This window comes from Vibrio sp. SNU_ST1 (assembly GCF_030563405.1).
Classification (GTDB): Bacteria; Pseudomonadota; Gammaproteobacteria; order Enterobacterales; family Vibrionaceae; genus Vibrio.
Genome location: NZ_CP130749.1, coordinates 559,873 through 582,028, shown reverse-complemented (window position 1 = coordinate 582,028; position 22,156 = coordinate 559,873). Strand labels below are relative to the sequence as shown.

Genomic DNA, 22,156 nt, shown 5'->3' with positions numbered 1-22,156 from the left:
GCCTTCTCATCGACGATTTAAGTAGCCTTTTTAAATAGCTTTATTTGATTTGTTTTAGATCCAAGCAACAACCCAATAATAATTAATGTTCAAACAGGAATGACGTGAGTAGTACTAGCGCATTAACAACACCTAAGCCCAACATTCATATGAAGCCTTGGTATCAACGTCTTACTCTTTTAGATGGCGTGTTACTCGCCGTCATTTGTGCGTTTGCTGGCTGGCTCTATTATCGTTCCGCTGTTGGTATTAACTACCAGTGGCGCTGGGAAGATGCGTTTACCCTAATTTTCATTCCACCTTCTCAAGGCAGTATTCCCTACTTTTTCCAAGGCTTGATCGCTACACTGCGCTTGAGTGTCTGGAGCATGGTGTTAGCTCTTTCTTTTGGGACATTACTCGGTATCGCAAGACACTCTAAAATCGCTTTCTTCAGAACGCCTGCACTGATTTTTATCCAGTTAGTTCGAAATATTCCGCCACTGGTGTTTGTATTCATCTTCTATTTCTTTGTTTCTAACCAACTGATTCCATTACTTGGTTTAGAAAGTATCTTACGTGAACACAATGGTGAGATTAACGCAGTTCAAGATTTCCTGTTCGGCCCAGCTAACCTTTGGGAAAACTTAGCGTCTGGTGTTATTTGTATTGGTTTGCTCTCTTCGGCTTATATTGCGGAAGTGATTCGAGCGGGTTTAGAAGGTATTCCTAAAGGCCAATGGGAAGCGGCCGATTCGCTTGGCTTGTCTGCATTGTCTAAGTATCGATTTGTGGTGGGCCCACAAGTGTTAACTGCCATCACCCCACCATTGGCTGGCCAAGCAATCTCCTTGGTTAAAGACACGTCGATTGTGTCTCTGATTTCGATCCAAGAGATGACGTTTGTTGGCACAGAGATGGCAAACTCTTCAGGTTTGATCTTCGAGATCTGGCTGATTGTTGGCTTCGTATATTTTACTTTGTGCTTTGCACTTTCGCGTCTATTCAAAGTGATTGAGCAGCGTTCTAGCGCCTACCTTAACCATCAGTAACACCATTAATCAAAAGTATCGACTCGCCCGACCATTCATTGCCCTTATCAATTCCACCTGATTGGTTTAAGTTATTGACCAATCAGGATTTATCCCTTTATATTCCTTCTTAGAAACACAGCAAAATACTCGCCGAATCACTATACTTAAAGTATCGAACTACGTTGACTCTTCTCAAGGACATCACTCAACATGGACAATCATAAAGAAAGAGCTTTTTACGCCGTTGTTGGCGCATTGGTTGGAGACGCCGCTTCCATGGGGCTGCACTGGCTGTATGACCAAGAGAGGATCTTACACGTGGCTGGTTTCGAGCCAGAATTTCGCTCACCGAATCAGTTCGATTATCAAGACAAAGGCTACTTTGCTCACCAAGGAAAAACGTCCGGTGAGCAATCGCAATACGGTGCTCAGTTATTGGCGATGGTCGACAGTTTAGTCGACAATCAAAAATATGATGAAGCGAGCTATATTCAACATTTCCGCAACTGGTTTGATTTCGGTGGTAGTTGGCAAGGCTACATTGATAAAGCGACGCGCATGAGCTTGCTGAACATCCATCAATTAGAACTAGAGGGCGCCTCGATTACTGCCTGTGGCGCAGACGATACGCAGCTCCCCGCAGTTTCAAAGATCATTCCATTAGTAGCCTGTACTTACACCTCTCACACTTTGCCTGCCATGGTAGAGAGTGCGGTACGAGTTACTAACAATAACGACAAAGCCGTGGAATGGGCGCAAGCCATCACCCTGTTGATTCAAGCAGCGATTCAAGGCAACTCGCCATTGCTGTCGGTAGAGATGGTGCGACAAACCTGTAGCAAGTTTATACACGACCAAATCGACATGGCTCTGGCTGATCCCGAGCTTTCAATAACAGATGCCGCGAAAAAGTTCGGATTGCATTGTGAACTAAGTGCCGCGTTTCCACTGCTGATTCGCATCATTGCGGGTGCTCAGAATTACAAACAAGGCATTCGCGACAACATCTTATGTGGTGGTGACAGCTGCGGGCGTGCGATTGTGATTGGCGCGGTATTAGCGGCGTGTTTCTACGAAGAAGATGACAGAATTCCAACCGAATGGCTAAAACAAGTCGAACTCAATGGCGGTGTATTGTCTTTGCCTATTGAGTGATTCAAACAATAATAATAAAACTAAAGCGCCTCTCGATTCCTTGCTTGAGAGGCGCTTTTCTTTCACTAATCACTTAAAGTAATCACTAAAAAGAATGACTTAAATGAATGCTTTAAACGACCGACTTAAACGGATAGTTTCAGCTTTGGGCGCTAAACTTTGCGGATCCCTACGACCGCCAGTTTATTGCGCTAACCAAACCTAAACGCTAAAGCCTTCTCTAGAACTGATAAGCAGCAGAAAGCTTGTAGTTACGGCCTGGTTCATAGTCATCCAAGGTAAATCCTCTCGCCGTGCCCGAACGAGAAGCGTGTGAGGTGTATTGCTCATCAAACACGTTATCGATACCAAAGGTGACAGACAATCCATCAAGATTCGAAGGCACCCACTGTGCGTAGAGGTTATGAACATCATAACCTTCTTTGATTGGCTGGCCATCGAATACGTTGTCTTCGTCTTTAACAAACATAGAGTTCCAACCAAAGATCGTTTCAAGGGCTTCTGACTGATAATCCAACGTTAGCGTGATGCTGTCACCCATATCAATACTGCGGCCATTTCCGCCAGCGACAGCGCCGCCTGTGTCTTTATTTTTGGTATCTGAGCGTGCATAAGAGAGTTTGCTGTTAAACATCTCGTAGCCATAAGATAAGCTTGCCTCAAAGCCCTTTATCTCAACGTCACCTAAGTTATAAATCAAATAACTCTTACTCGCACGTTGGTACTTTTCGGCAATGTAATCATCGATATTGGTTTGGAACACGGTCAGGTTGGCACCAATAAAGTGGTTATCTAAACGTTTGTCGAAACGGACACCACCTTGCGTGTTCTGACCAGTCTCTGCCTTCAGATCGTTAGCCAAATAAGCGACATCTTGATAAGCAATAAAGCTCTCCATCAACTCTGGACCTTTAAACAACGAACGTGTGCTCGCGAAGAGCGTCCAATCTTGAGTCACGTCCAATTGGCTTGCCAGAGACCAAGTTACGTCGTCAAAGTCATCGTTACCGATCGCGGCTTTGCGTTGGTAATCATCAAAACGAAGCCCCGCTGTAACCGAAAATGCTTGAGTAAAGTAGAACTGGTCTTCAACAAAAAGAGCGGTAGAGATAGCCGACTCATCCATAAACTTACTGCTGCCATAATAGCTGCTCGACGACTTGTCCATGTAGTCAAAGCCATAGGTCGCGGTATTGTCAAACGACATCAGGCGGTAATCTGATTGGAACTTTGCATTAAGACCAAAGTTTTGGTTTTTAGCCGTGTTTTTGGATAAGCGATTAGATGGCCAACGTGGTGCCATTACACTTTCATCACGCTTAATCTCTGTTTCCGTGTTGTATAGAGTCACGTTACCTTGATGACTTTCGCCACGCAGCTCATAGCTAGCCGTTATAGTGTCACGGTCGTAATCGGTAGGAATGAGGATGTTTTTCGACAAACCTACATTCGTACCACCCGACATATCAGGACGTGGGCTGTAATCACCGCTATCACGATATAAATCATAAGAGAGTTCAAAACGGTGCAAGTCACTTGGCTCAAAACCAATCTTACCTAAAATATTGTATACATCCCCTTCTGAGCCAAAGGTTTCCTTACCATCACCGTCTTCAAAGTTATCACGGCTCATGTAATGGCTGTAAAGCATGGCATCAACGTTATCTGACAACAAACCGTACACTGTTAATGAACCTTGCTGGCTTGCATTAGTCGCATAGCCACCATAAACGCGAGCGCCAAAACTTTCATCGGAACGCAGTAGATCTTTCGCATCTTTGGTTTCAAACAGTACTGAACCGCCCAGTCCATTTTGCGTCACCGAGTTGTTACCCACTTGGATATCAGCTGATTTCAATATGTCGGGGTTAAGTGTCAAGTTACCAATATGATGGAACATGTTCGCGTGCTGAGAAGCGCCATCTAATCGAATGTCTAAATCAGTTTCACTTAACCCTCGGATAGTAATTCGTTGGTTGACCGAGTGTGTTCCCCCAACATCAACACCGGGGATTTCACGCAGCAGATCTGACATATGGTCAGCTTGCTTGAGTGACATGTCATCGGCAATGATCGATTCAGTGTTGCTTGATACTTTCGTTCCCCACACCACAACTTCATCGAAGTGCGATGTATTTTCTTCAGCAATAACGGAGCTACTAAACGCGCTGGCAATTGCAATGCAGAGGGCTGAAAGCTTAATTGTTGAGCTAACTGGGCTTTCCATAAATTCAATCCTAGTTGTAAATGATAATAATTATCAATCATGATAGAGTTGTAGCCTATAAATGCACAGATGATTTGCTTATGCAAAAACGCACAGCTGTTATTAGGAACGGTCAAATGAGTGAAGTAGCTTCTAAACACGCTAAAATTGGCAAAGTCACTCTGACTAAAAAGTTAGAGCAAACAGAAAAGCAAGTTATTGTGACACAAGGTCAGACTAAACAGACGTCACTGGCTGAAGGGAAATTTCTTTCTTATCAATATAATGAACTAATATTTATCCACGGCGGCCGCTGTATTGAGCTCGTAGATACCAAGCTAATCTCTACAGCCCACGCTTCAGTTCTGATCACAATTCTTTTGGAAGGTAAGCTGTCATTTGGTTACGATGATCTCGAATTTAATCTCGATGCAACCCATCAACCTCAAGGCGTGGTGGTAAACCTCACCAAACCCGCTAATTTCCGCCGAGTGATGTCAGCAAATAATCAACTCAACAAAATTAACATTTTAGTTAAACCGAAATGGTTCGAGTCTCGAGTGACCGAAGAGTGTACCTGCCGAAATTTCATCAATACCCATAATGCCAACTACCAATTAGAAGTGACGGAACAAATCTTGAAGCTTACACAAGAATTGACGACTTGTTCTTCACCAAATAACTTCCATCAGAAGCTACATATAGAATCCTTAACTCAGCAGATCCTTGCTAATTCTCTATGCCAACTACCACAGACATGCTGTTATGCATACCAAACTAAACAAAAAGCCACAAGCTCAACCTCGCGGGCAGCTATGATTGAACATCAAAGTTATGACGAACGGATTGAAGCAATAATCTGCTTTATTGAAATCCACTTAGATCAAGAACTGAGTCTAAAAATGCTTGCTGAACACTTTTCGATGAGTGTATCCAACATTCAAAGACGCTTTAAGCAGTCATACAATATGACAATAAACGGTTACATCCGCTTTCGACGATTAGAGATCGCACGCCAGCATTTAGAACGAGGAATGGTTTCAATCACCGAGGCCGCCTATGAAGCGGGTTATCAGCATCCTTCAAACTTCACTAACGCTTTTAAGAAAACCTTTGGTGTGCCGCCACAGGACATAGCAGTATAAAGATAGTATCCAATGGTGTAAGACCATTGAATTAAAACTTTCGAAGACCTAAATTACAATCAACCACCTTTATGAGGTTATCACCAAGGTGGTTTCTTAATTAACTGCCAGGAAAAATTAGCTTCCAATTGTCGTCGATAGCCTCAGATAAAGAAGGTTCGATAGCTTCCACATACTCAGGCAAAGCTTGAATATGTATACTAAAAGATCGGTCTTCATCTTGTGTTGCGTAGATTAACTCTGGCGACACTGTTACAGAGTTTGCTTCGATAGTTATATTTGTTTCAATATCAATTGGAAGATACGATTTTCCGTCAACTACATAACCATGCTCTATATTACATCTGAATTGAGAAAGAACGTATTCCCCTGGTTTAATACCATCAAAAAGTGCATATTCCTTATCCTCTTGTACAAAAAATCGCAATGTTTTCGACTCGATTTTTCCTACTTCATTTTCGCGTTGCATATCAAATGTGAAAGTTTCACATGGGTAAGTTGAGTCATATTTGGAAATTACTGTAGCAATCGCCAATGCACCATCGCCGTGTGGACTTGCTAAGGTGTCTGTTGAATCGCTTGGGAGTGTTTTACAACCAACTACAGTTACAGCTAGTCCAATCGCAAAAATTTTTTTCATTCTAAGCCTTTATGTTTTTTATGAAATCCATAGGGATTATGAATGAAATCAAGAAAAACACCATAAATTTAATCAGTTACACTCAAACTTAAACAAAAGATCTTATCAGCCACTATTTTAATAATCGGCAATAATTGAGTGCATATTCCAGCCTATCTGAAACACATATAAACAAACTGGTCATTTTGAGAGGTCATTTCAAAGCCAAACCTCCGATATAGCCCTCCAACTCGATTACCTTGCAAGTAACAGAGTTCTACAGGCTTATTGAGTTTCTCCGCGTAAGCTAGGTAATTCGTTAAGATTTGGCTACCAATGCCCTTTCCATGATACTCAGGCAATAAAAAGAATCGACACAAATAGAAGTGGTCACCTTTGTCTTGCAGCAACACACTACCAATCGCTTTTCCTTGATATTCAATGATTTCAGGCCTTTTTTCAGCCCATTCTTCAGCGTGTATATCCCGCTGAACTTGCTCATCCCAACCAAAGACAGCCTTGATGGGCTCAAATTCAGCCGCCTTTTTTAGCTCAAACAGAAATTCATAATCTGATGACTGAGCGGGTCTTGTCGAATACTTCAAAATATCTCCAACAATAATCGATGAACCAAAATCACTAACTAGTAGTTTCATTGACTAATAATTCACTTATACGAAACTAAGCGAACAGAAGTAAGGCCATGCTTAAGTGTTCATTTTGGGTCTAGCTGATAACGTAAAACTTCTTGCTGATCTTGTTCTGAGTAAAAGGTACTTAAGAACAGGCCACCGCACCTCTCAATCACTTTCTGTGAAGCTATATTGCCACTTTCACAAGTAATAATAGCGCTTTCTGTTAGCACATGATGCAGTACCCAAGACAACATATGACTTGCTATGCCTCGCCCCCTAGCTTGTGGCTTAGTCTCATACCCTATGTGCCCGATGACGTCATGAATGTACTCACTAGTTCCATGACGAACTCGAATAACGCCAAGGATCTCACGTGAATCGATACAAAAATAGGTAGAAGCTGGGGTCCAACCTTCCGGTAGTCCCTCTCCTTTTGAATAAGCAATTCGCCTTTCTAAATAGGCATCGCTGCCATCAGAAATGCCAGTATAGATATCGAGTCCATCATCAATACAAGCGATCACATACAGGTGAAAGGCTCTTGAATGCGATATATCGGCTTTGACTATGTCCATATAGTTTTGAGGTCCCGACTACTGCTTCTTAACGTACTTAGCTGTGACTAACATTTCACCGCCACCATCAAGCTTACAATCTAGCTGGTGATCTTTGCCTTCATTGATTCGTCTGATTACCGCTTTAGTGCCAATTTTCAGTACAGAAGAACTGCCTTTAATTTTTAGATCTTTAATGAAGGTAACTTTATCGCCACTTTCCAATACAACGCCATTCACGTCCTTTACACGCGCAGCTTCTCTTTCTAAACGCTCTTCTTCTGGGTTCCATTCATAGGCACACTCAGGGCAGATTAGGTTGTTTTGGTCTGGGTAGACATATTCAGATTGGCATTGCGGGCAAGGAGGTAAAGACATACGTTAATACTTAATTTAAATAGAATTTGTTCCATTTTAATGGCTCTTGTTAAGCTTAGCGAGCATAAATCTAACAAGTTTTACTAAGAGTTAATTGTCTTAAAAAGATCAGTACCTAAAGCGAACAAACACAGCCGTTAAGCTGTGTTTGTTTAAAGGCTTGGGAAGCGGAACGGATTAACGTTCGACTTTTGGCGAGTAAATCGAGTAAGCGGTGATTTGCCCTGCCACGATTGCAGAGAACATGAATAACGCCGATAAACCAATACTCGGAATAGGCAAAATCGATTGTTCAAACACCGACTGGCTGGCACTTACTAATACTCGGCTACCCGGAACCAAGATGATGATCCCTTGCACGATATAAATAGAGCCCGTGAGCTCCATCTTCTTGGCAATCCAAGTTCCGTACAAAGTAATAAGAACCGTCGTAACCCAAGTGCCGACAACCCAACCACTATCAAAACCTAGATAGAACGGCCCCCACATACCCAGAACCGCCACTGGCAAGCCAAGTAAGATGTCTTTAGGACGCGCATTGAACATTACACCGATAGATACAGAGATCAACACCAAACCAGATATGTGCATCCATGTCGGAACCGCATTGGTATAGTCAATGGACACCGCTTGTCCCCATATCGCTTCACCAATGTTGAGCCCCATAATAATCCCGACAAACAGCTTTATCAGGGTTAAAGCACTCTGCCCTAACAAACTGGTACCAGAGACGAGATCATTAAACGCCAAACATTCTAGTGCGTTGGCTATGGATAACCCGGGGACAAACAAGACAATCGAAGCGATACACAACGCCCACACGGGAATCGGCAAGCCTGTGCTTGCCAAAAATGCCACAAAGATACCCGTTAATAGTGCCGAGATGAATTCAACCGCAATAGCGCGACGTGAATGAAGAACTTGCTGACATACCCAAACCATCAAACCCAGTAAAGCAGAAAAGCCAACGGCTTCCAACGTACTGCCAATAAGCATCAGATACGCAGGTGGAATCCCCATATTAGCCAGTGCTGTCACAAGTTTAGAGTAACCGACTGGCTCTGGCACAGGCTCACTGCTCGGTTGGTTAATACGAATGATGGTATTGGCCAACAAACTCAGGTTAATTGAAGCAGGCTTTAGACGTTTAAGAATAACGGCGTTGTTATCGTCTGGAAATTGATAATTAATCGCGGTTGGCGTTGCTTGGATCATCACATCAACACCATGCTTTTTTGCATAGAATTGGGTGTATTTCTCTAGCTTGTAAGGAGCACAACCACTGCGATGAAGAGTGTCACCAATTTCAACAATTTTGTTAATTCGGAACTGAGAAGGCATGGGAATTTTAGGGGAGACAAAATGTGCGGCAAATGTACCAAACGATAGACGTAATGACGAGAGTTTTGCATGAATTATCAACTAAATTCGTTACTTTTTTCTTCGAATGCTTAGAGGAACCTATTACTCCTCCCGCTTCGGATTCGCTTGATGAATACTTTGACAGACTGGCAAGTTAAAATCATGCATCCAGATTGTTATTAATGGGCATCAAAATACGAATGGAAATCAGTTTATGTTAACAGTCAAATTGCCTGTATTCATGTTGATTTTATGATGAGGAAACACCACTAAAATAGGTTTATAAATCCAACTGAGTGGGTCTTAGAAATAGCGGAGGATTTTTGGCTGTTTCTCGCCCTACGTTTAACGAGACTTTAGTCACATTTTATTCACTCTGAAAACGTCAAACATGATGGAAAAACTAGCGGAGTGGTGGTTATGCGAGCACTTAGAATAAAAATGAAAGAAAAAGGTTTCGTTTTCAGTTAGATGTGGCATTATCAAACTCGTTAAGACGATGTGCGTACATCGTATAATGGCTATTACCTCAGCCTTCCAAGCTGATGATGCGGGTTCGATTCCCGCTGTACGCTCCAGTCTTCTTGATGCCTCAGTCTTACTCATAAGACAGTGTGCGTGCATCGTATAATGGCTATTACCTCAGCCTTCCAAGCTGATGATGCGGGTTCGATTCCCGCTGCACGCTCCAACATCTCCCCCTAACGAAACAAAAGCACCGTTCTACTCAATAAAACGTTTCACCGTTCGTAAGAACAAATCCACCTATCACAAAATATAATGCTAACAGAGCGATTTATTAACCTTAATCAATAAATATTATTACCCTGTGTGTTAGTGTTCGCGCATTATAAGAAACGTGTGAAATAAAAATGTTAAAAACCAAAGAGTTAAGCATAAATATCGAAGCAATCAATATCGCTTTATCCAAAGTTGAAAATGCAAACAAAGTCGAGCTAACTTCGTTGAAGAGCTGTATCCAAGAGCAACCAGATCTGGCTGTTCAATGTTTTCGATCACTAAATGAAACTGATTCTATAGATAGTAAGCTAGTAAAAATCATGACCGAAATGCCTCATTTTAGCAACGAAGTACATCATGTGTTGGAGGCATCCATTCTGCTTCAATAGCAATTAACCCACCCTGCTATTATTCACCACTTGTAAATGAGATTTATTTGTACTCTTATTATTGATAGACTCTGTTCTAGATAGACAGAGGAATCTCATGAAAACAAAGAAGGCATTAAAGAAACTGTATAAAAAGGCGAGTTCCAAATCGACTTCAGCTTCTGTATTGCAGCTAAAAAAGCTCAAGAATCGCAATGCCCCTTCAGCAACCACCGATCGAAAGTTTTCTATCGATCAAAATACAAAGAATGAACTCCAAGATCTTGCAGAACAAGTTGCAATAAGTGCTGTCTCTGAATTGGCAAAGCCACTGAACCCGATTATCTCTTGGTTAAATGATGCTCCAAGTACAGGGCATACCTTAAGCGAGCCTAAGCGAGCTGCGAACTCTTCCGGTTTAACTCCTCCTCAGAGTCGCCAGACACTAAATAATGTCACCTCTATTGGTCGTATGCCGCTAAAATCTCCCCCTTGTAAACGATGCCCTGCCCTGCAAAATGGCTTGTGTAAGTGTGCAGCAAAAAAGTTTCAACTTACGGCATAGGGCTTACGCATAACGTTAAAGTGAACAAAAACAAAAAAGCAGCCAACGGCTGCTTTTTTGTTTTCAATCTTTAGTTTACGCCAGGCTCATAACAACGCGACTTGCCGAAGAGCCAATTAGGCGATTCAGTGCAATGGTTGCCGCACCTTTAACCAAGGTTTTTGTACCAGATACCATAGCTTTTTCGACAAAAGATGGTCTTTCATCACTTTGGGTCCAGTGATGGCTTTCTAGTATTTCCAATAGACTTTCACAATCCAAATCATTGGGGTCAAACTGTATAGCAACAGAACCTGCATACTTCTTATGCTTAATTGTGAACACCGCGTCAATATCTTTTAGCTGGTTGATGAGTTTTTCAACCTCAGCTGGGTGACCCTTTATGTAATCAGATCTAACTCTAAGCCTTTGATTTGTACTGTGAATGTAAGTGTTCATCGAAACAAAAACCTTAATGATAACCAATCTCAATACTAAAATAGCATTAAACTTGACTTGGAGCAAAACATCTCCAATTAAATCACTCATTTATTACTTGTCCTTAGCCATATGTTTCATGTGACCATTATAATCTGAGCTATGAAACAACATATAGACAAGGCCTTAAAACTTAGAAAGTGGGTATCGATTGGCCATCATATCCCAGGACGGGTTCGCTTAAAGTACAAGCTCGGCATCGTTGCACACCTTGCAAGCTTTCGAAACAGTGAAATTGAACAAGCAATTAGCTCCGTACCTGCATTCAAAAATTACAAAATCAACGTAGCGACCGGAAGTATTGTGATTGAATACGATGCAAATAATATCCAGTCTTCAACTATCGATGCCCTATTTTCAGACTCAGAAGTAGAAGCTGAACAAGCATGCTACTCCTTAGCCGAACAGCTAAAACTCTAAGGAGATAACCTTGAGTAACGAGACGAGTAACCCTTACCAAGCATATTTCAATGCCATGATGGACATGCAAAAAGAAATGGCAAATGCCTACTTTGAAGCCCAGAGAAATGGTAATTGGGATCCTAACATGCCTCCTCCAATGGGAATGCCTCCATTCATGATGCAGGGGCAACAGATGCATCCTCCTTTTATGCACCAGACAGGAATGCACCCTGGAATGATGCCACCACATTGGCAACAGCACGGAATGCCACCTAATCAACCTCAGCAACAAGTTCCGCCGACTAACGGCGCTTCTTCAGAGCAAGAAAACAACGTATTTATGGATCAAGCGCAAGCGATGCTCGACGGTGCGCTTGGTGAAGACGCAAACACATTCAAAGAAATATTAGGAAGTTTTGGTATGAGTGATAAAGAATTTTGGAAAGGCGCAATGGTTGGCGCTGCTGCTGCACTAATTTTAAGTAATGATAACGTGCGTGGAAAATTAATGGGGCTTGTATCAGGCGCTGGCGACATGCTTAAGACCGGCGGTGACACAGTAAAAGAAACAGCAGTCAGCACAGCTTCAACGGTGAAAGAGAACGTTTCAACGAGTAGCGAAATCTTTAAAGACACTTATGCAGCAGGCAAACAAGGCTATCAAGACTCTGTTCAAAGACATAAAGCAGAACCTGTGATTCAACCATTGCAACCAGGACAAGAGCCAACTGATTCTAAATCAGATGACGATACACCAGCGATTCAAGAGCAATAACGATGAGTAACGCAACCAACAAACTCAGTACCGCTAACCGAGCGATGCTCGTTGGTGCAATTGCTGGTGGCAGCGCTTCACTTGCTAAAAACTGGCAGCAACATAGAACTGGGCACCTTGACACTAATATCATGGCAGCCGAAGCCACAAAAGACGCAATTAAAGCTAGCGCTATTGCAGGATCTACAACTTACATTGCAGAGAAAATGGCCGGACGCCCTGTTCTTTCTCTTCTGACGATATTAAGTGTAGGTGCTGCTGGGCTTTATTTACTAGATCAAAAATTGGACAAAGATAATGAACAACAATAACCCTTACGGCTACCCGTACTACGGCTATCAACAGCCAGAACAAACCGAGCAACCTCAACAATACCAACAACAAAACACTAAAACGCACTTTGCCATGGGTATAGCTGCTGGTGCCGCCGTAGCTTATCTGCTTACAAATAAGAAATTTAAAAAAGGTGTTGCCGCGACTGGAGAAAAAGCATGGTCAGCAGTACGAGGCGAAGTAGAAGAACTCAAAGAACGCTTGGAGGACACTCAAGCGGAATTGGAATACTACCGCAACCTGCATAAAGGCGACGAATGATTGGGCTACAAGTAAAACATCACTTTCCAGGAAGAGTTCGTTTTAAAGTTCCGGCACTCAGACAATACTCAGATATTGGGTGCTGGATAACAACCAGTTTACTCGCAATTCAAGGGATAAACGAAGTTCGCGTGAATGAAGAGGCAAATTCGATAGTCGTGGAGTATGACACCCAACTCCTTAAAGCTTCTACCGTTGAATCTCGCCTAATGCAACTGGACTTCTCTGACGCAGACCAAGAAGACACCGAACACGAATATACTCGTGGCGATATTGCAATGAATGTTATAGGCACCATCGCCGCAGCCTTACTTCCTAACAAATGGGCAGCAATGAGCACCGCAACTCTAATTGCACCTACTTTGTTTGAAGGTATTCAAGATCTCAAGAACAAAGAAGTATCAGTTGAAGTACTCGATGCTATTGCTGTTGGGCTATCCGCTTGGCGCGGAGATTACAGCACTGCGATGATGACTCAGAGCTTAATTAGCCTTGGCGAATACATGGAGCAAAAGACAAGCCGCAATAGTGATCAGCTATTGGCTGATCTCATGCGTCCTCAAGAAACTCTTGTTTGGTTAGTGTCTGGTACAGATAGAACACAAGTTCATTCATCAAAACTCAGCCCAAATGATGTTATTGAGCTCGGCCCTGGTGTCGCTATTCCTATTGACGGCACGGTTATTAAAGGGGCGGCACTCATTAACCAATCTTCTCTTACAGGTGAAAACGTACCAGTAAGAAGGGAAGAAGACGCCATAGTCTACTCTGGAACCAGTGTCCACGATGGCACCATTCAAGTTCGTGTCGATAAGGTAGGGAGTGAAGCAACCACCGCTAAAATTGCAAAGTTAATCTACGATTCTTTGAGTGAAAAAAGTGAGACTCAGCAAGTCACACAAGACATGGCAAATCGACGCGTTAAGATAACTCTAGGTATTGGTGCCGCTGTTTTTGCACTCACTCAAGATATTAACCGAGTCGCCTCCGTATTTCTTGTCGATTACTCTTGTGCTTTGAAACTCAGCACGCCCGTGACATTTAAGTCCATTATGTACCGTGCCGTTTCTCAAGGGATTCTATTCAAAGGTGGTTCTGCGATTGAAAAGCTAGTGAATATCGACACCTGCGTTTTCGATAAAACCGGCACACTCACCTATGGCGATATGGAAGTCACTGATGTCATTCCACTGTGCAACAAAAGTAACGCGCGCGACTTACTTGCTATGGCAGCCTCAGTTGAAGAACACAGTACCCATCCACTTTCTCAAGCGGTTGTTAATGCTGCAAAACAGCATGAACTCCCACATATCGATCATGGGGAAGTTGAGTACGTCATCGCACACGGTTTAAAAACCACATTGAATAACGAACAGCTCGTTATGGGCAGTAGACACTTCTTAGAAGCTCACGAGCAAGTTAATTTTAACGAAGTCGAAGATACTATTCGTCAATATGAAGCACTAGGTCGACATTTGATCTTTATTTCATACAATGGAAAATTAATTGGTATGTTAGGACTACGAGACCATCTTCGTGAAGATGCGAAAAGTACGCTAGAAAGTCTTCGTAGCTTAGGGATTACTGAACTAATTATGGTAACCGGAGATAGTCGATTCAAAGCTCAAATCTTGGGTAACGAACTTCAATTAGATCGCGTATTTTCTGAAGCCGTTCCATCCACTAAATCAGCCATTGTTGAATCGCTTCAAAGTGAAGGCAAGCGTGTTATGTTTATTGGAGATGGCGTTAATGATGCACCAGCATTAACAACTGCAGATGTAGGTGTTGCTATGTCTCAAGGAACTGAGCTTGCTCGACAAGTTGCTGACGTTGTTTTATTGCATGACAACCTTTCTGCTCTATCACAGGCTCGTGAATTGGCAAATATTGCAATGGGAGTCATTCATTCAAACATCAAAATTGCTGAATACGTAAACAGCGGCATTATGCTTGCGGCAGCACTCGGTTACCTTAGCCCTGCAATGAGTGCACTGCTTCACAATGGAACCACCCTATCTATTCTTGGTCGTTCTGCCGCACTTCGTCACGGTTAACACTGTTGAACGTAAAGATGCCCAGTTAATACTGGGCATCTCTATAGACGTCAAAGTCCGGGAATTAAGGCATCAAGCGTTAAAGCACCAGAGTCTTAGTCATCCCCGCTTCAGCGTGTCCAGGAATATTGCACGCGAATTCTACGTTATTATCACCATGGAAATGCCACAGCATCTGTTTCGCTTTACCCGGCTTAACTGTGACTGTACTGCCCGAGTCATGAGCGTGGTTACCCATATTTTTCATCATTTCACGGTGCTCTAGCTGCTCTGAGGCAGAACCAATCGAGAATTCGTGGTCAATCTTGCCCGTGTTCATCACAACGAACTGCACCACGTCGTTCGGCTCAATATCAACCTTGTTCTTAAATGTGATTTTCATATCGTCACTTAGTAGAACATGAACCACTTTATCCGGCTTTGCGCCTGTCGCAGGCATACCCACTTTTGACATTCCTTCCATGTCCATCATGCCTTCCATATTCATCATATTTGAGTGGTCCATCTTTCCACCCTTCATCATACTGTGCTCCATTTTTGAATGATCCATCTCTCCACTTTTCATCATCGAGTGATCCATTTTCGAATGATCAACGGTCGAATGGTCCATTTCAGCAAAAGCCGTTGTAGTAGTTAACGTCATTGCAATCGCAATAAGTGTCTTTTTCATGATCGTTCCTTAGAATAATTCAGTTATTTATTTGTTAGTTTCACATGTTCATGTGGTACGCCCTTACCCACTCTGTTTTGGTAAGTAAGGGCTAATAATCAATACGTTATTTGTTTGTCTCGTTGTGGCTATGCGAAATCTCACGCTGTTTCCAGAGCTTAAAGATTGCAGGCAACACCAGTAGGGTAAGCAACAATGCAGACGCCATTCCGCCTATCATCGGCGCTGCAATTCGCTGCATCACTTCAGAGCCCGTTCCCTCTCCATACATAATTGGAATAAGGCCAATGATCACCGTAAGTACTGTCATCATCACAGGGCGAACACGCAGTCCTGCGCCCTCACGAATCGCATCTGTTAAGTCTTCACCCTGAAGTGCTTGCTGGTTCTGCTCCGCATCCAATTTTTTGTAGTGCCATGCTTGGTTTAGGTAGACCAACATGATCACACCTATCTCTACAGCTACCCCGGCAAGGGCGATAAAGCCCACACCCACCGCAATGGAGAAGTTGTAATTGAGGAGATGCATCAGCCATAGGCCCCCCACCATCGCGAGTGGCAATGTCAGCATGATCATCATCACCTCACCGACGCGGCGGAAACTGAGGTAGAGCAACAACATGATGATGGCGATGGTGATTGGCACTACGACACTCAAACGCTCCTTCGCACGTTCCATGTATTCGTATTGACCAGACCATGCCAATGAATATCCAGCAGGCAAGACGATTTGATCTGTAACGACTTTTTGCGCCTCGGCCACGTAAGAGCCAAGATCGCGACCTTCGATGTCAACGAACACCCAACCATTGGGACGCGCGTTCTCCGTCTTAATCATTGGGGGCCCATCTTCATAACGAATATCCGCGACATCAGACAAAGCAATTCGCGCTCCATTTGGTGTCACTAACGGCAGGTTCTGCAATTTAACGACAGAATCACGATAGCTTTGTGGGTAACGGACATTGATTGGGTAACGCTCTAGCCCCTCAACGGTTTCACCCACATTCATGCCACCAACCGCAGTCGAGATAACCTGTTGCACTTCTTTAATGCTCAAGCCATATCGCGCAGCCGAGCGACGTTTAATGTCTATCGTCACATAACGACCACCCGCAACACGTTCGGCATATACCGAAGCAGTGCCACTAACCTTGTTGAGGATGGGTTCAAGTTGCGAACCAATATCTTCAATCACACTCAAATCCGGGCCTGCGATTTTGATGCCGATTGGGGTTTTAATACCCGTCGCTAACATATCGATACGGGTTTTGATTGGCATAACCCAAGCATTAGTTAACCCAGGGAACTGAATCAGCTCATCGAACTCTTTACGCAATGACTCAGTGGTGACACCGTCACGCCACTCATCGCGAGGTTTTAGCTGAATAACCGTTTCAATCATGGTCAGAGGTGCGGGATCCGTTGCCGTTTCTGCGCGTCCGATTTTGCCCCATGTAGTTTCAACTTCTGGGATGGTTTTGATTAGCTTGTTGGTTTGCTGAAGCAATTCACGCGCTTTACCTATCGAGATCCCTGGATATGTGGTTGGCATGTACATCAAATCCCCTTCGTCCAAAGGAGGAATGAACTCGCTACCAAGCTTACTGGTTGGGTAATAAGCAGACGCCATTAAGCCAAGTGCGATAACAATCATCACCTTGGGATATTTTAGGCTGAGGTTCAGAAGCGGTTTGTACATAGCCACTAGGCTACGGTTTACTGGGTTTTTGTGCTCAGGTAGCACGTTGCCGCGAATGAAGTAACCCATTAGCACAGGCACAAGCGTGATAGCCAAACCCGCCGCTGCCGCCATCGCATACGTCTTGGTAAACGCAAGTGGCGAGAACATCTTGCCCTCTTGGCCTTCTAACGCGAACACAGGCACAAAGCTCAAGGTAATGATAATCAGAGAGAAGAACAGCGGTGCGCCAACTTCTTCTGCTGCCTTACCAATCACCTGCCAACGGTTTTTGTCAGTGAGCGGAGTCCGTTCAATGTGTTTATGAACGTTCTCGATCATCACTATGGCACCATCCACCATGGCGCCAATCGCAATCGCTATTCCGCCAAGAGACATGATGTTGGCGTTAATGCCCTGCCAATGCATGACGATGAATGCACCCAAGATTCCGACAGGTAAACTTAGTGCGATAACCAACGACGAGCGGATATGGAACAAGAACAGCGCACACACCACGGCGACCACGATGAACTCTTCAGCCAGCTTCTTCCATAGGTTTTCAACGGCTGAATCAATCAAAGTCGAACGGTCATAAGTCGCGACAATCTCGACACCATCAGGTAAGCCCACTTGCAGTTCAACGAGTTTGGATTTCACCGAGTCGATCACTTCACTGGCATTTTCACCAAAGCGCATCACGATAACGCCGCCAACGGCTTCACCTTCACCATTCAGCTCAGAGATACCACGGCGCATTTGCGGGCCAAGATTAATGTCAGCAATATCACCCAATAACAGCGGTGTTCCCTTATCGGTCACTTTTAGCGGCAGAGATTGAATGTCTTCGATGCTTGTGAGGTAACCCGTAGTACGAACCATATGCTCGGCTTCGGCAATCTCAACAACAGACGCGCCAGTTTCTTGGTTACCATCTTGGATCGCCTTGTTGACTTGCTGAAGCGTTAGGTCGTAAGCACGTAACTTGGCAGGATCAATCTGTACTTGGTACTGCTTCACCATGCCGCCAACGGTCGCCACTTCAGACACCCCTTCTACTGTTTGCAATTCATACTTTAAGAACCAATCTTGCAAACTACGAAGTTCGGCCAAGTCGTGCTGACCAGTTTTGTCTTGTAACACGTAGCTGTAAACCCAGCCCACACCGGTTGCATCCGGCCCTAGTGTTGGCTTGGCACTCGATGGCAAGTTAGGTGCAACTTGGCTTAAGTACTCCAACACTCGTGAACGCGCCCAGTACATATCGGTATCGTCATTGAAGATGATATATACATAGGAATCACCAAAGAACGAGTAGCCACGAACCGTTTCAGCACCTGGCACAGCTAACATGGCGGTGGTCAATGGGTAAGTCACCTGATCCTCGACCACTTGTGGCGCTTGCCCTGGATAACTGGTTTTAATAATCACCTGAACATCTGACAAATCAGGAATCGCATCGACCGGTGTGTTTTTAACGCTGTATAAGCCCCCAAATACGATGGCTACAGTGGCAACCAGCACCAAAAAGCGGTTACTGATGGACCAACGAATAATTGCATTGATCATAATGTGCCCTCACCCTTGCTATTCGTTGGTTCGAGAGATTTGAGCGTGTAGTCAGAACCCTGCTTCGCCACTAGAAACCGAATGGTTTGACCCTCGGCAAACTCCGATAAATCAAGGTCATCACTGGCTTGGAAATTCATTTCACCCGCTTTCCAATTCCACTCAGGGACTGGCTGATGTTTTACAGTGATCATGCCAAAATCTGCCATCAACATGGTGATGTCACCCGTTACCCAAACTTCGCCGGCGATCTTGTGTTTGTTGACCTTGTAATCAATAACTTCGTACTGCCCTGACTCTGTCTTTCTCATCTCAAAATCAATCGCCTTACCACGTTGCACGTCACTCATGTCTAAGCCTTCCGCAAAGGTGAAGTTCATCACCATGCCCGGCCAATCCCATTCAGGAACAGGCTGATGGTTAATCGTCACCATGCGACTGCCTTGCATAACTTCGGAAATTTCACCGTTTGCCCACACGGTTTCAGCCTCTTCCTCAACACCATTGATGCGTGACAGATCAGCAGATTGGCTCGATTCAGAATCCAACATGAAGTGCGCAGAAGTGACAATGTTTTCGCCTTGCTCTAGCCCTTGAAGCACCTCTATTTTTTCGCCAGCTTCACGACCAACCTCAATACGAGCAGAGCGATATTTGCCGGAACCTTCTGACATCACCACTCGAGTCATACCACCGGAGTGAATCACCGAAGATCTTGGAATAGTAAGAACAGATTCATCACTGATGGGTTTCAGTGCAATATTGGCGAACATGTTTGGCTTAAGCTCACCGTTTGGATTAGAGAACTTTAAACGAACACGCAAGGTCCGAGTTTTTGGATCAAGGATTGGGTAAACATAATCAACATTACCCACCCACTCTTTGCCGGGAATGGCATCTAGCGTCATCACCGCATTGCTGCCTGACGAGATCCAGTGCGCTTGACGCTCAAACACCTCAGCATCAACCCATACTTCGCCTAATGGGCCAGCACTGATCACCGCTTGTGCAGGTGAAAGGTAACCACCTTCTCGGATATTCAAACTGGCTATAACACCATCGGCTGGCGCTTTAATTTCAATGGTTTGCGTGGCTTTACCTTGTCGCGTAATAGCGCGGATTTGCTTCTTATCAACACCCAAGGTAATTAAGCGTTCAGTCGAGCCCTTGATCAAACCTTTACGAGCCGTTTTATAAGCACTGATCAACTCTTCTTGAGCTTTGACAAGCTCTGGAGAATAGAGTGTGAAGAGCACATCACCTTTGTTAACCTTTTCGCCCACAGCGTTGATGTAGAGTTTTTCTACCCAACCAGAAACACGCACGTTGGTTTGCCATAGTGCACTTTCATCGAATGCCACATAGCCCACAGTTTCAATGCGCGGTGAGAGCGCTTCTCTTGTGACCTGTGCGGTTTTCACGCCAAGGTTATTTTCCACAGAAGAATCAATAAACACGGTTCCGGGCTTATCTTTTGCACCACTTGAGTCACCCGCGTAAACAGGAATTAAATCCATCCCCATAGGTGACTGACCCGGCTTGTCTCGCTGATAATTTGGGTCCATCGGAGCCACCCAATACAGAGGCTCATCGCTGGTCTGTTTACTTACATCTGCGCCTGTACTCGTTGCCATTGCTGACATGTCGTGTGCTGGATTAATTAGAAAATGGTTCACACCAAAACCCAATGCACCACCGACCAATAAAGCGATAGTCGCTACTTTTACTGTATTCATTGTCTATTCCCTTATTGATTGGCTGTGTGTTTAGTTGCGCTAGAGTTGAGTTGTGGTTGGTTTACTTGGTATTCAAAACCACTGACTAACCCGGCTAGCTTGCTGTTAACGATGTTGAGATCGGTGATCAAACGTTGTTGCTCTAACTTAAGTGCCAGCTCATCGGTCGTTGCTAAAATGACATCGTTGAACTGAGCGGTATTATTTTGATAGCCCCTTTCAACCGCGCTGATTCGTGCCGCGGTTTGAGGAAGCAAGGACGTTTGATAGCGATCTAATCGCTCGAGCAGATTTGATCTGTCCACCAGCAATGAGTTCACTTGCGCGTTCATTTGGGAGAGTAAGGTATCTTTTTGAGATTTGGCCGCGCCAACTTGGTACTGAGCCGCCGATAGGTTTTTATCTTGTCGGTTCCCTGTAAACAGCGGGATATCGACCGTTAAATAAGCACTGACAAGGTCAGAGGCAGGCTTGCCCGCCATGTTATTGGCTTGTCGATGGGCATACATCACTTCAACCCCAAACTGCGGGGTATAGGCTTGCTCGGCTAACTCAACCTGAATTTGATTGGAGGAAATGCCGACATCGGAGATCTTAACCAAAGGATGGTCAGTCAGGAGCTGGTAGTGCTTGGTTGAATCGATATTGCTCGCCAATTTGCTTTCTAACAACGACCAATCGATTTGATTAGTTGCATTCAGTACGCCCTGAGAATCAAGAATCTGAGAGTCCAACCAATCAGAACCCAACCATTCAGAAAGCTGAGAGATTAAGCGACGCTGAACCTGCTGGTTTGCCTGAAGTTTCTCATCGAGCTTGCTAACTTGAAGCTGAGCATTAAGCAGATCTTGCGCTTCACTTTTGCCAATCGAGTAATTGGTTTGTACATAGTTTTCAAGCTCAACCAACAAACGACGATTTTGACGAATCACCGATTCAGCCTTTTGCTGATAACCTAACTCAAGCCAAAGCTGCGTCATGCTATTCGCAACCGTCAATTCTCTTGCTTGCACCTGCAAAGCTAAAGCATCAGCCTGCTGGCCTGCCTTTTTCTGTTGGAGGTTAAGCGTATCGCCACGCTCAAACTGCTGCATCAGCCCTACTGATATATTGGTCATCGGGTCTTCGTCGAATTGAAAGCTATCGACAGGCAAACCGCCAAATCCAACTTTTAATTTCGGGTCCATTAAGGTCGCGCTGGCAATGCCCGTTTCTCGCATCGCTTGAGACTGAGCAAAGTACTGTTTGCGATTTCCATCTTCGCTTAAAGCAATCTCAATCAGTGTATTAAGTTGCTGTGTTGAGCTTTGTTGATTTGCTTGTGTTGAAGCAGGAGCTGCAGCTAAAGCACTACCTGAAATAAAAGCAGAGCTTGAAATAAAGGCAGCAGCAACCATGAAACTCGTGTTCATTACATACACAGAGTTTATCGGTTTTATATTCACAATGAATGT

Annotated in this window: 21 protein-coding genes and 2 tRNA genes; 12 read left to right on the top strand and 11 right to left on the bottom strand. The window is 44.1% G+C overall.

Annotated features, from left to right (window positions below):
* Positions 1–104 precede the first annotated feature (104 nt).
* Together Q5H80_RS16930 and Q5H80_RS16925 are read left to right on the top strand one after the other, a co-directional pair.
* A complete protein-coding gene (locus Q5H80_RS16930) occupies positions 105–1,031 on the top strand; it encodes an amino acid ABC transporter permease (RefSeq protein WP_304570571.1) in 927 nt (308 codons plus the stop codon).
* Positions 1,032–1,223: 192 nt separating this feature from the next.
* Positions 1,224–2,168, top strand: a complete 945-nt coding sequence (locus Q5H80_RS16925; protein ID WP_304570570.1) for an ADP-ribosylglycohydrolase family protein — start codon at positions 1,224–1,226, stop codon at positions 2,166–2,168.
* Positions 2,169–2,388: 220 nt separating this feature from the next.
* On the opposite strand, the gene Q5H80_RS16920 is transcribed toward Q5H80_RS16925, so the two are convergent.
* Complete coding sequence (locus Q5H80_RS16920) at positions 2,389–4,395, bottom strand: TonB-dependent siderophore receptor (protein WP_304570569.1); 2,007 nt, start codon at positions 4,393–4,395, stop codon at positions 2,389–2,391.
* A gap of 20 nt (positions 4,396–4,415) precedes the next feature.
* Between Q5H80_RS16920 and Q5H80_RS16915 the strand changes: the two genes are divergently transcribed.
* Positions 4,416–5,519 carry an AraC family transcriptional regulator gene (locus tag Q5H80_RS16915; RefSeq protein WP_304570568.1) on the top strand — a complete coding sequence of 368 codons (1,104 nt, stop codon included), beginning with the start codon at positions 4,416–4,418 and terminating at the stop codon, positions 5,517–5,519.
* Between the two features lie 100 nt (positions 5,520–5,619).
* Here Q5H80_RS16915 and Q5H80_RS16910 read toward each other — a convergent pair whose 3' ends face one another.
* From Q5H80_RS16910 to Q5H80_RS16890, 5 genes are all read right to left on the bottom strand, one after another.
* Positions 5,620–6,159 (bottom strand): hypothetical protein, encoded by a 540-nt coding sequence (locus tag Q5H80_RS16910; RefSeq protein ID WP_304570567.1) that lies wholly within the window; start codon positions 6,157–6,159, stop codon positions 5,620–5,622.
* A 152-nt stretch (positions 6,160–6,311) separates the two neighbouring features.
* Positions 6,312–6,743: a GNAT family N-acetyltransferase gene (locus Q5H80_RS16905; protein WP_304570767.1), complete on the bottom strand. Its 432-nt coding sequence runs from the start codon at positions 6,741–6,743 to the stop codon at positions 6,312–6,314.
* Between the two features lie 110 nt (positions 6,744–6,853).
* Positions 6,854–7,348 carry a GNAT family N-acetyltransferase gene (locus Q5H80_RS16900; RefSeq protein ID WP_304570566.1) on the bottom strand — a complete coding sequence of 165 codons (495 nt, stop codon included), beginning with the start codon at positions 7,346–7,348 and terminating at the stop codon, positions 6,854–6,856.
* A gap of 18 nt (positions 7,349–7,366) precedes the next feature.
* On the bottom strand, positions 7,367–7,705 hold the full coding sequence (locus tag Q5H80_RS16895) for a zinc ribbon domain-containing protein YjdM (RefSeq protein WP_004731484.1): 339 nt from the start codon (positions 7,703–7,705) through the stop codon (positions 7,367–7,369).
* Between the two features lie 177 nt (positions 7,706–7,882).
* Positions 7,883–9,046, bottom strand: coding sequence for a threonine/serine exporter family protein (locus tag Q5H80_RS16890; protein WP_009845522.1), 1,164 nt, complete (start codon positions 9,044–9,046; stop codon positions 7,883–7,885).
* A gap of 524 nt (positions 9,047–9,570) precedes the next feature.
* Between Q5H80_RS16890 and Q5H80_RS16885 the strand changes: the two genes are divergently transcribed.
* The 4 genes from Q5H80_RS16885 to Q5H80_RS16870 all read left to right on the top strand — a co-directional run bounded on the left by Q5H80_RS16885 (position 9,571) and on the right by Q5H80_RS16870 (position 10,741).
* Positions 9,571–9,645: transfer RNA gene (locus Q5H80_RS16885), tRNA-Gly, on the top strand.
* 38 nt (positions 9,646–9,683) lie between these two features.
* Positions 9,684–9,758, top strand: a tRNA-Gly gene (locus Q5H80_RS16880).
* Between the two features lie 181 nt (positions 9,759–9,939).
* Positions 9,940–10,197 carry a hypothetical protein gene (locus Q5H80_RS16875; RefSeq protein ID WP_304570565.1) on the top strand — a complete coding sequence of 86 codons (258 nt, stop codon included), beginning with the start codon at positions 9,940–9,942 and terminating at the stop codon, positions 10,195–10,197.
* A gap of 97 nt (positions 10,198–10,294) precedes the next feature.
* Positions 10,295–10,741 (top strand): hypothetical protein, encoded by a 447-nt coding sequence (locus Q5H80_RS16870; RefSeq protein WP_304570564.1) that lies wholly within the window; start codon positions 10,295–10,297, stop codon positions 10,739–10,741.
* A gap of 75 nt (positions 10,742–10,816) precedes the next feature.
* Here the strand turns inward: Q5H80_RS16870 and Q5H80_RS16865 are convergent, their stop codons facing one another.
* On the bottom strand, positions 10,817–11,269 hold the full coding sequence (locus Q5H80_RS16865) for a hypothetical protein (protein WP_304570563.1): 453 nt from the start codon (positions 11,267–11,269) through the stop codon (positions 10,817–10,819).
* Between the two features lie 51 nt (positions 11,270–11,320).
* On the opposite strand from Q5H80_RS16865, the gene Q5H80_RS16860 reads away from it, so the two are divergent.
* The 5 genes from Q5H80_RS16860 to Q5H80_RS16840 are packed head-to-tail and all read left to right on the top strand — an operon-like array spanning position 11,321 to position 15,046.
* Positions 11,321–11,638: an HMA2 domain-containing protein gene (locus tag Q5H80_RS16860; protein ID WP_304570562.1), complete on the top strand. Its 318-nt coding sequence runs from the start codon at positions 11,321–11,323 to the stop codon at positions 11,636–11,638.
* 10 nt (positions 11,639–11,648) lie between these two features.
* Positions 11,649–12,395, top strand: a complete 747-nt coding sequence (locus Q5H80_RS16855) for a YtxH domain-containing protein (RefSeq protein WP_304570561.1) — start codon at positions 11,649–11,651, stop codon at positions 12,393–12,395.
* Positions 12,396–12,397: 2 nt separating this feature from the next.
* Entirely contained in the window at positions 12,398–12,706 is a 309-nt protein-coding gene (locus Q5H80_RS16850; protein ID WP_304570560.1) for a hypothetical protein, read from the top strand.
* Positions 12,693–12,989: a YtxH domain-containing protein gene (locus Q5H80_RS16845; RefSeq protein ID WP_304570559.1), complete on the top strand. Its 297-nt coding sequence runs from the start codon at positions 12,693–12,695 to the stop codon at positions 12,987–12,989. Before Q5H80_RS16850 ends, Q5H80_RS16845 begins: the two co-directional genes overlap by 14 nt.
* On the top strand, positions 12,986–15,046 hold the full coding sequence (locus Q5H80_RS16840; protein WP_304570558.1) for a heavy metal translocating P-type ATPase: 2,061 nt from the start codon (positions 12,986–12,988) through the stop codon (positions 15,044–15,046). Before Q5H80_RS16845 ends, Q5H80_RS16840 begins: the two co-directional genes overlap by 4 nt.
* A 79-nt stretch (positions 15,047–15,125) precedes the next feature.
* Here the strand turns inward: Q5H80_RS16840 and Q5H80_RS16835 are convergent, their stop codons facing one another.
* From Q5H80_RS16835 to Q5H80_RS16820, 4 genes are all read right to left on the bottom strand, one after another.
* Entirely contained in the window at positions 15,126–15,716 is a 591-nt protein-coding gene (locus Q5H80_RS16835; protein WP_304570557.1) for a cupredoxin family protein, read from the bottom strand.
* 106 nt (positions 15,717–15,822) lie between these two features.
* Complete coding sequence (locus Q5H80_RS16830; RefSeq protein WP_304570556.1) at positions 15,823–18,966, bottom strand: efflux RND transporter permease subunit; 3,144 nt, start codon at positions 18,964–18,966, stop codon at positions 15,823–15,825.
* Positions 18,963–20,702, bottom strand: coding sequence for an efflux RND transporter periplasmic adaptor subunit (locus tag Q5H80_RS16825; RefSeq protein WP_304570555.1), 1,740 nt, complete (start codon positions 20,700–20,702; stop codon positions 18,963–18,965). The genes Q5H80_RS16830 and Q5H80_RS16825 overlap by 4 nt, the downstream gene beginning before the upstream one ends.
* Positions 20,703–20,713: 11 nt before the next feature.
* Positions 20,714–22,141, bottom strand: coding sequence for a TolC family protein (locus Q5H80_RS16820; RefSeq protein WP_304570766.1), 1,428 nt, complete (start codon positions 22,139–22,141; stop codon positions 20,714–20,716).
* Between the last annotated feature and the right edge of the window lie 15 nt (positions 22,142–22,156).

Excerpts from the sequence above, each read along its gene's own strand:
- Q5H80_RS16865 (WP_304570563.1), bottom strand. The coding sequence starts at position 11,269 with ATGAGTGATTTAATTGGAGATGTTTTGCTCCAAGTCAAGTTTAATGCT.
- Q5H80_RS16845 (WP_304570559.1), top strand. The coding sequence starts at position 12,693 with ATGAACAACAATAACCCTTACGGCTACCCGTACTACGGCTATCAACAG.
- Q5H80_RS16860 (WP_304570562.1), top strand. The coding sequence starts at position 11,321 with ATGAAACAACATATAGACAAGGCCTTAAAACTTAGAAAGTGGGTATCG.
- Q5H80_RS16825 (WP_304570555.1), bottom strand. The coding sequence starts at position 20,702 with ATGAATACAGTAAAAGTAGCGACTATCGCTTTATTGGTCGGTGGTGCA.
- Q5H80_RS16910 (WP_304570567.1), bottom strand. The coding sequence starts at position 6,159 with ATGAAAAAAATTTTTGCGATTGGACTAGCTGTAACTGTAGTTGGTTGT.
- Q5H80_RS16830 (WP_304570556.1), bottom strand. The coding sequence starts at position 18,966 with ATGATCAATGCAATTATTCGTTGGTCCATCAGTAACCGCTTTTTGGTG.
- Q5H80_RS16925 (WP_304570570.1), top strand. The coding sequence starts at position 1,224 with ATGGACAATCATAAAGAAAGAGCTTTTTACGCCGTTGTTGGCGCATTG.
- Q5H80_RS16915 (WP_304570568.1), top strand. The coding sequence starts at position 4,416 with ATGATAATAATTATCAATCATGATAGAGTTGTAGCCTATAAATGCACA.
- Q5H80_RS16920 (WP_304570569.1), bottom strand. The coding sequence starts at position 4,395 with ATGGAAAGCCCAGTTAGCTCAACAATTAAGCTTTCAGCCCTCTGCATT.
- Q5H80_RS16870 (WP_304570564.1), top strand. The coding sequence starts at position 10,295 with ATGAAAACAAAGAAGGCATTAAAGAAACTGTATAAAAAGGCGAGTTCC.
- Q5H80_RS16875 (WP_304570565.1), top strand. The coding sequence starts at position 9,940 with ATGTTAAAAACCAAAGAGTTAAGCATAAATATCGAAGCAATCAATATC.
- Q5H80_RS16850 (WP_304570560.1), top strand. The coding sequence starts at position 12,398 with ATGAGTAACGCAACCAACAAACTCAGTACCGCTAACCGAGCGATGCTC.
- Q5H80_RS16890 (WP_009845522.1), bottom strand. The coding sequence starts at position 9,046 with ATGCCTTCTCAGTTCCGAATTAACAAAATTGTTGAAATTGGTGACACT.
- Q5H80_RS16900 (WP_304570566.1), bottom strand. The coding sequence starts at position 7,348 with ATGGACATAGTCAAAGCCGATATATCGCATTCAAGAGCCTTTCACCTG.
- Q5H80_RS16840 (WP_304570558.1), top strand. The coding sequence starts at position 12,986 with ATGATTGGGCTACAAGTAAAACATCACTTTCCAGGAAGAGTTCGTTTT.
- Q5H80_RS16895 (WP_004731484.1), bottom strand. The coding sequence starts at position 7,705 with ATGTCTTTACCTCCTTGCCCGCAATGCCAATCTGAATATGTCTACCCA.
- Q5H80_RS16835 (WP_304570557.1), bottom strand. The coding sequence starts at position 15,716 with ATGAAAAAGACACTTATTGCGATTGCAATGACGTTAACTACTACAACG.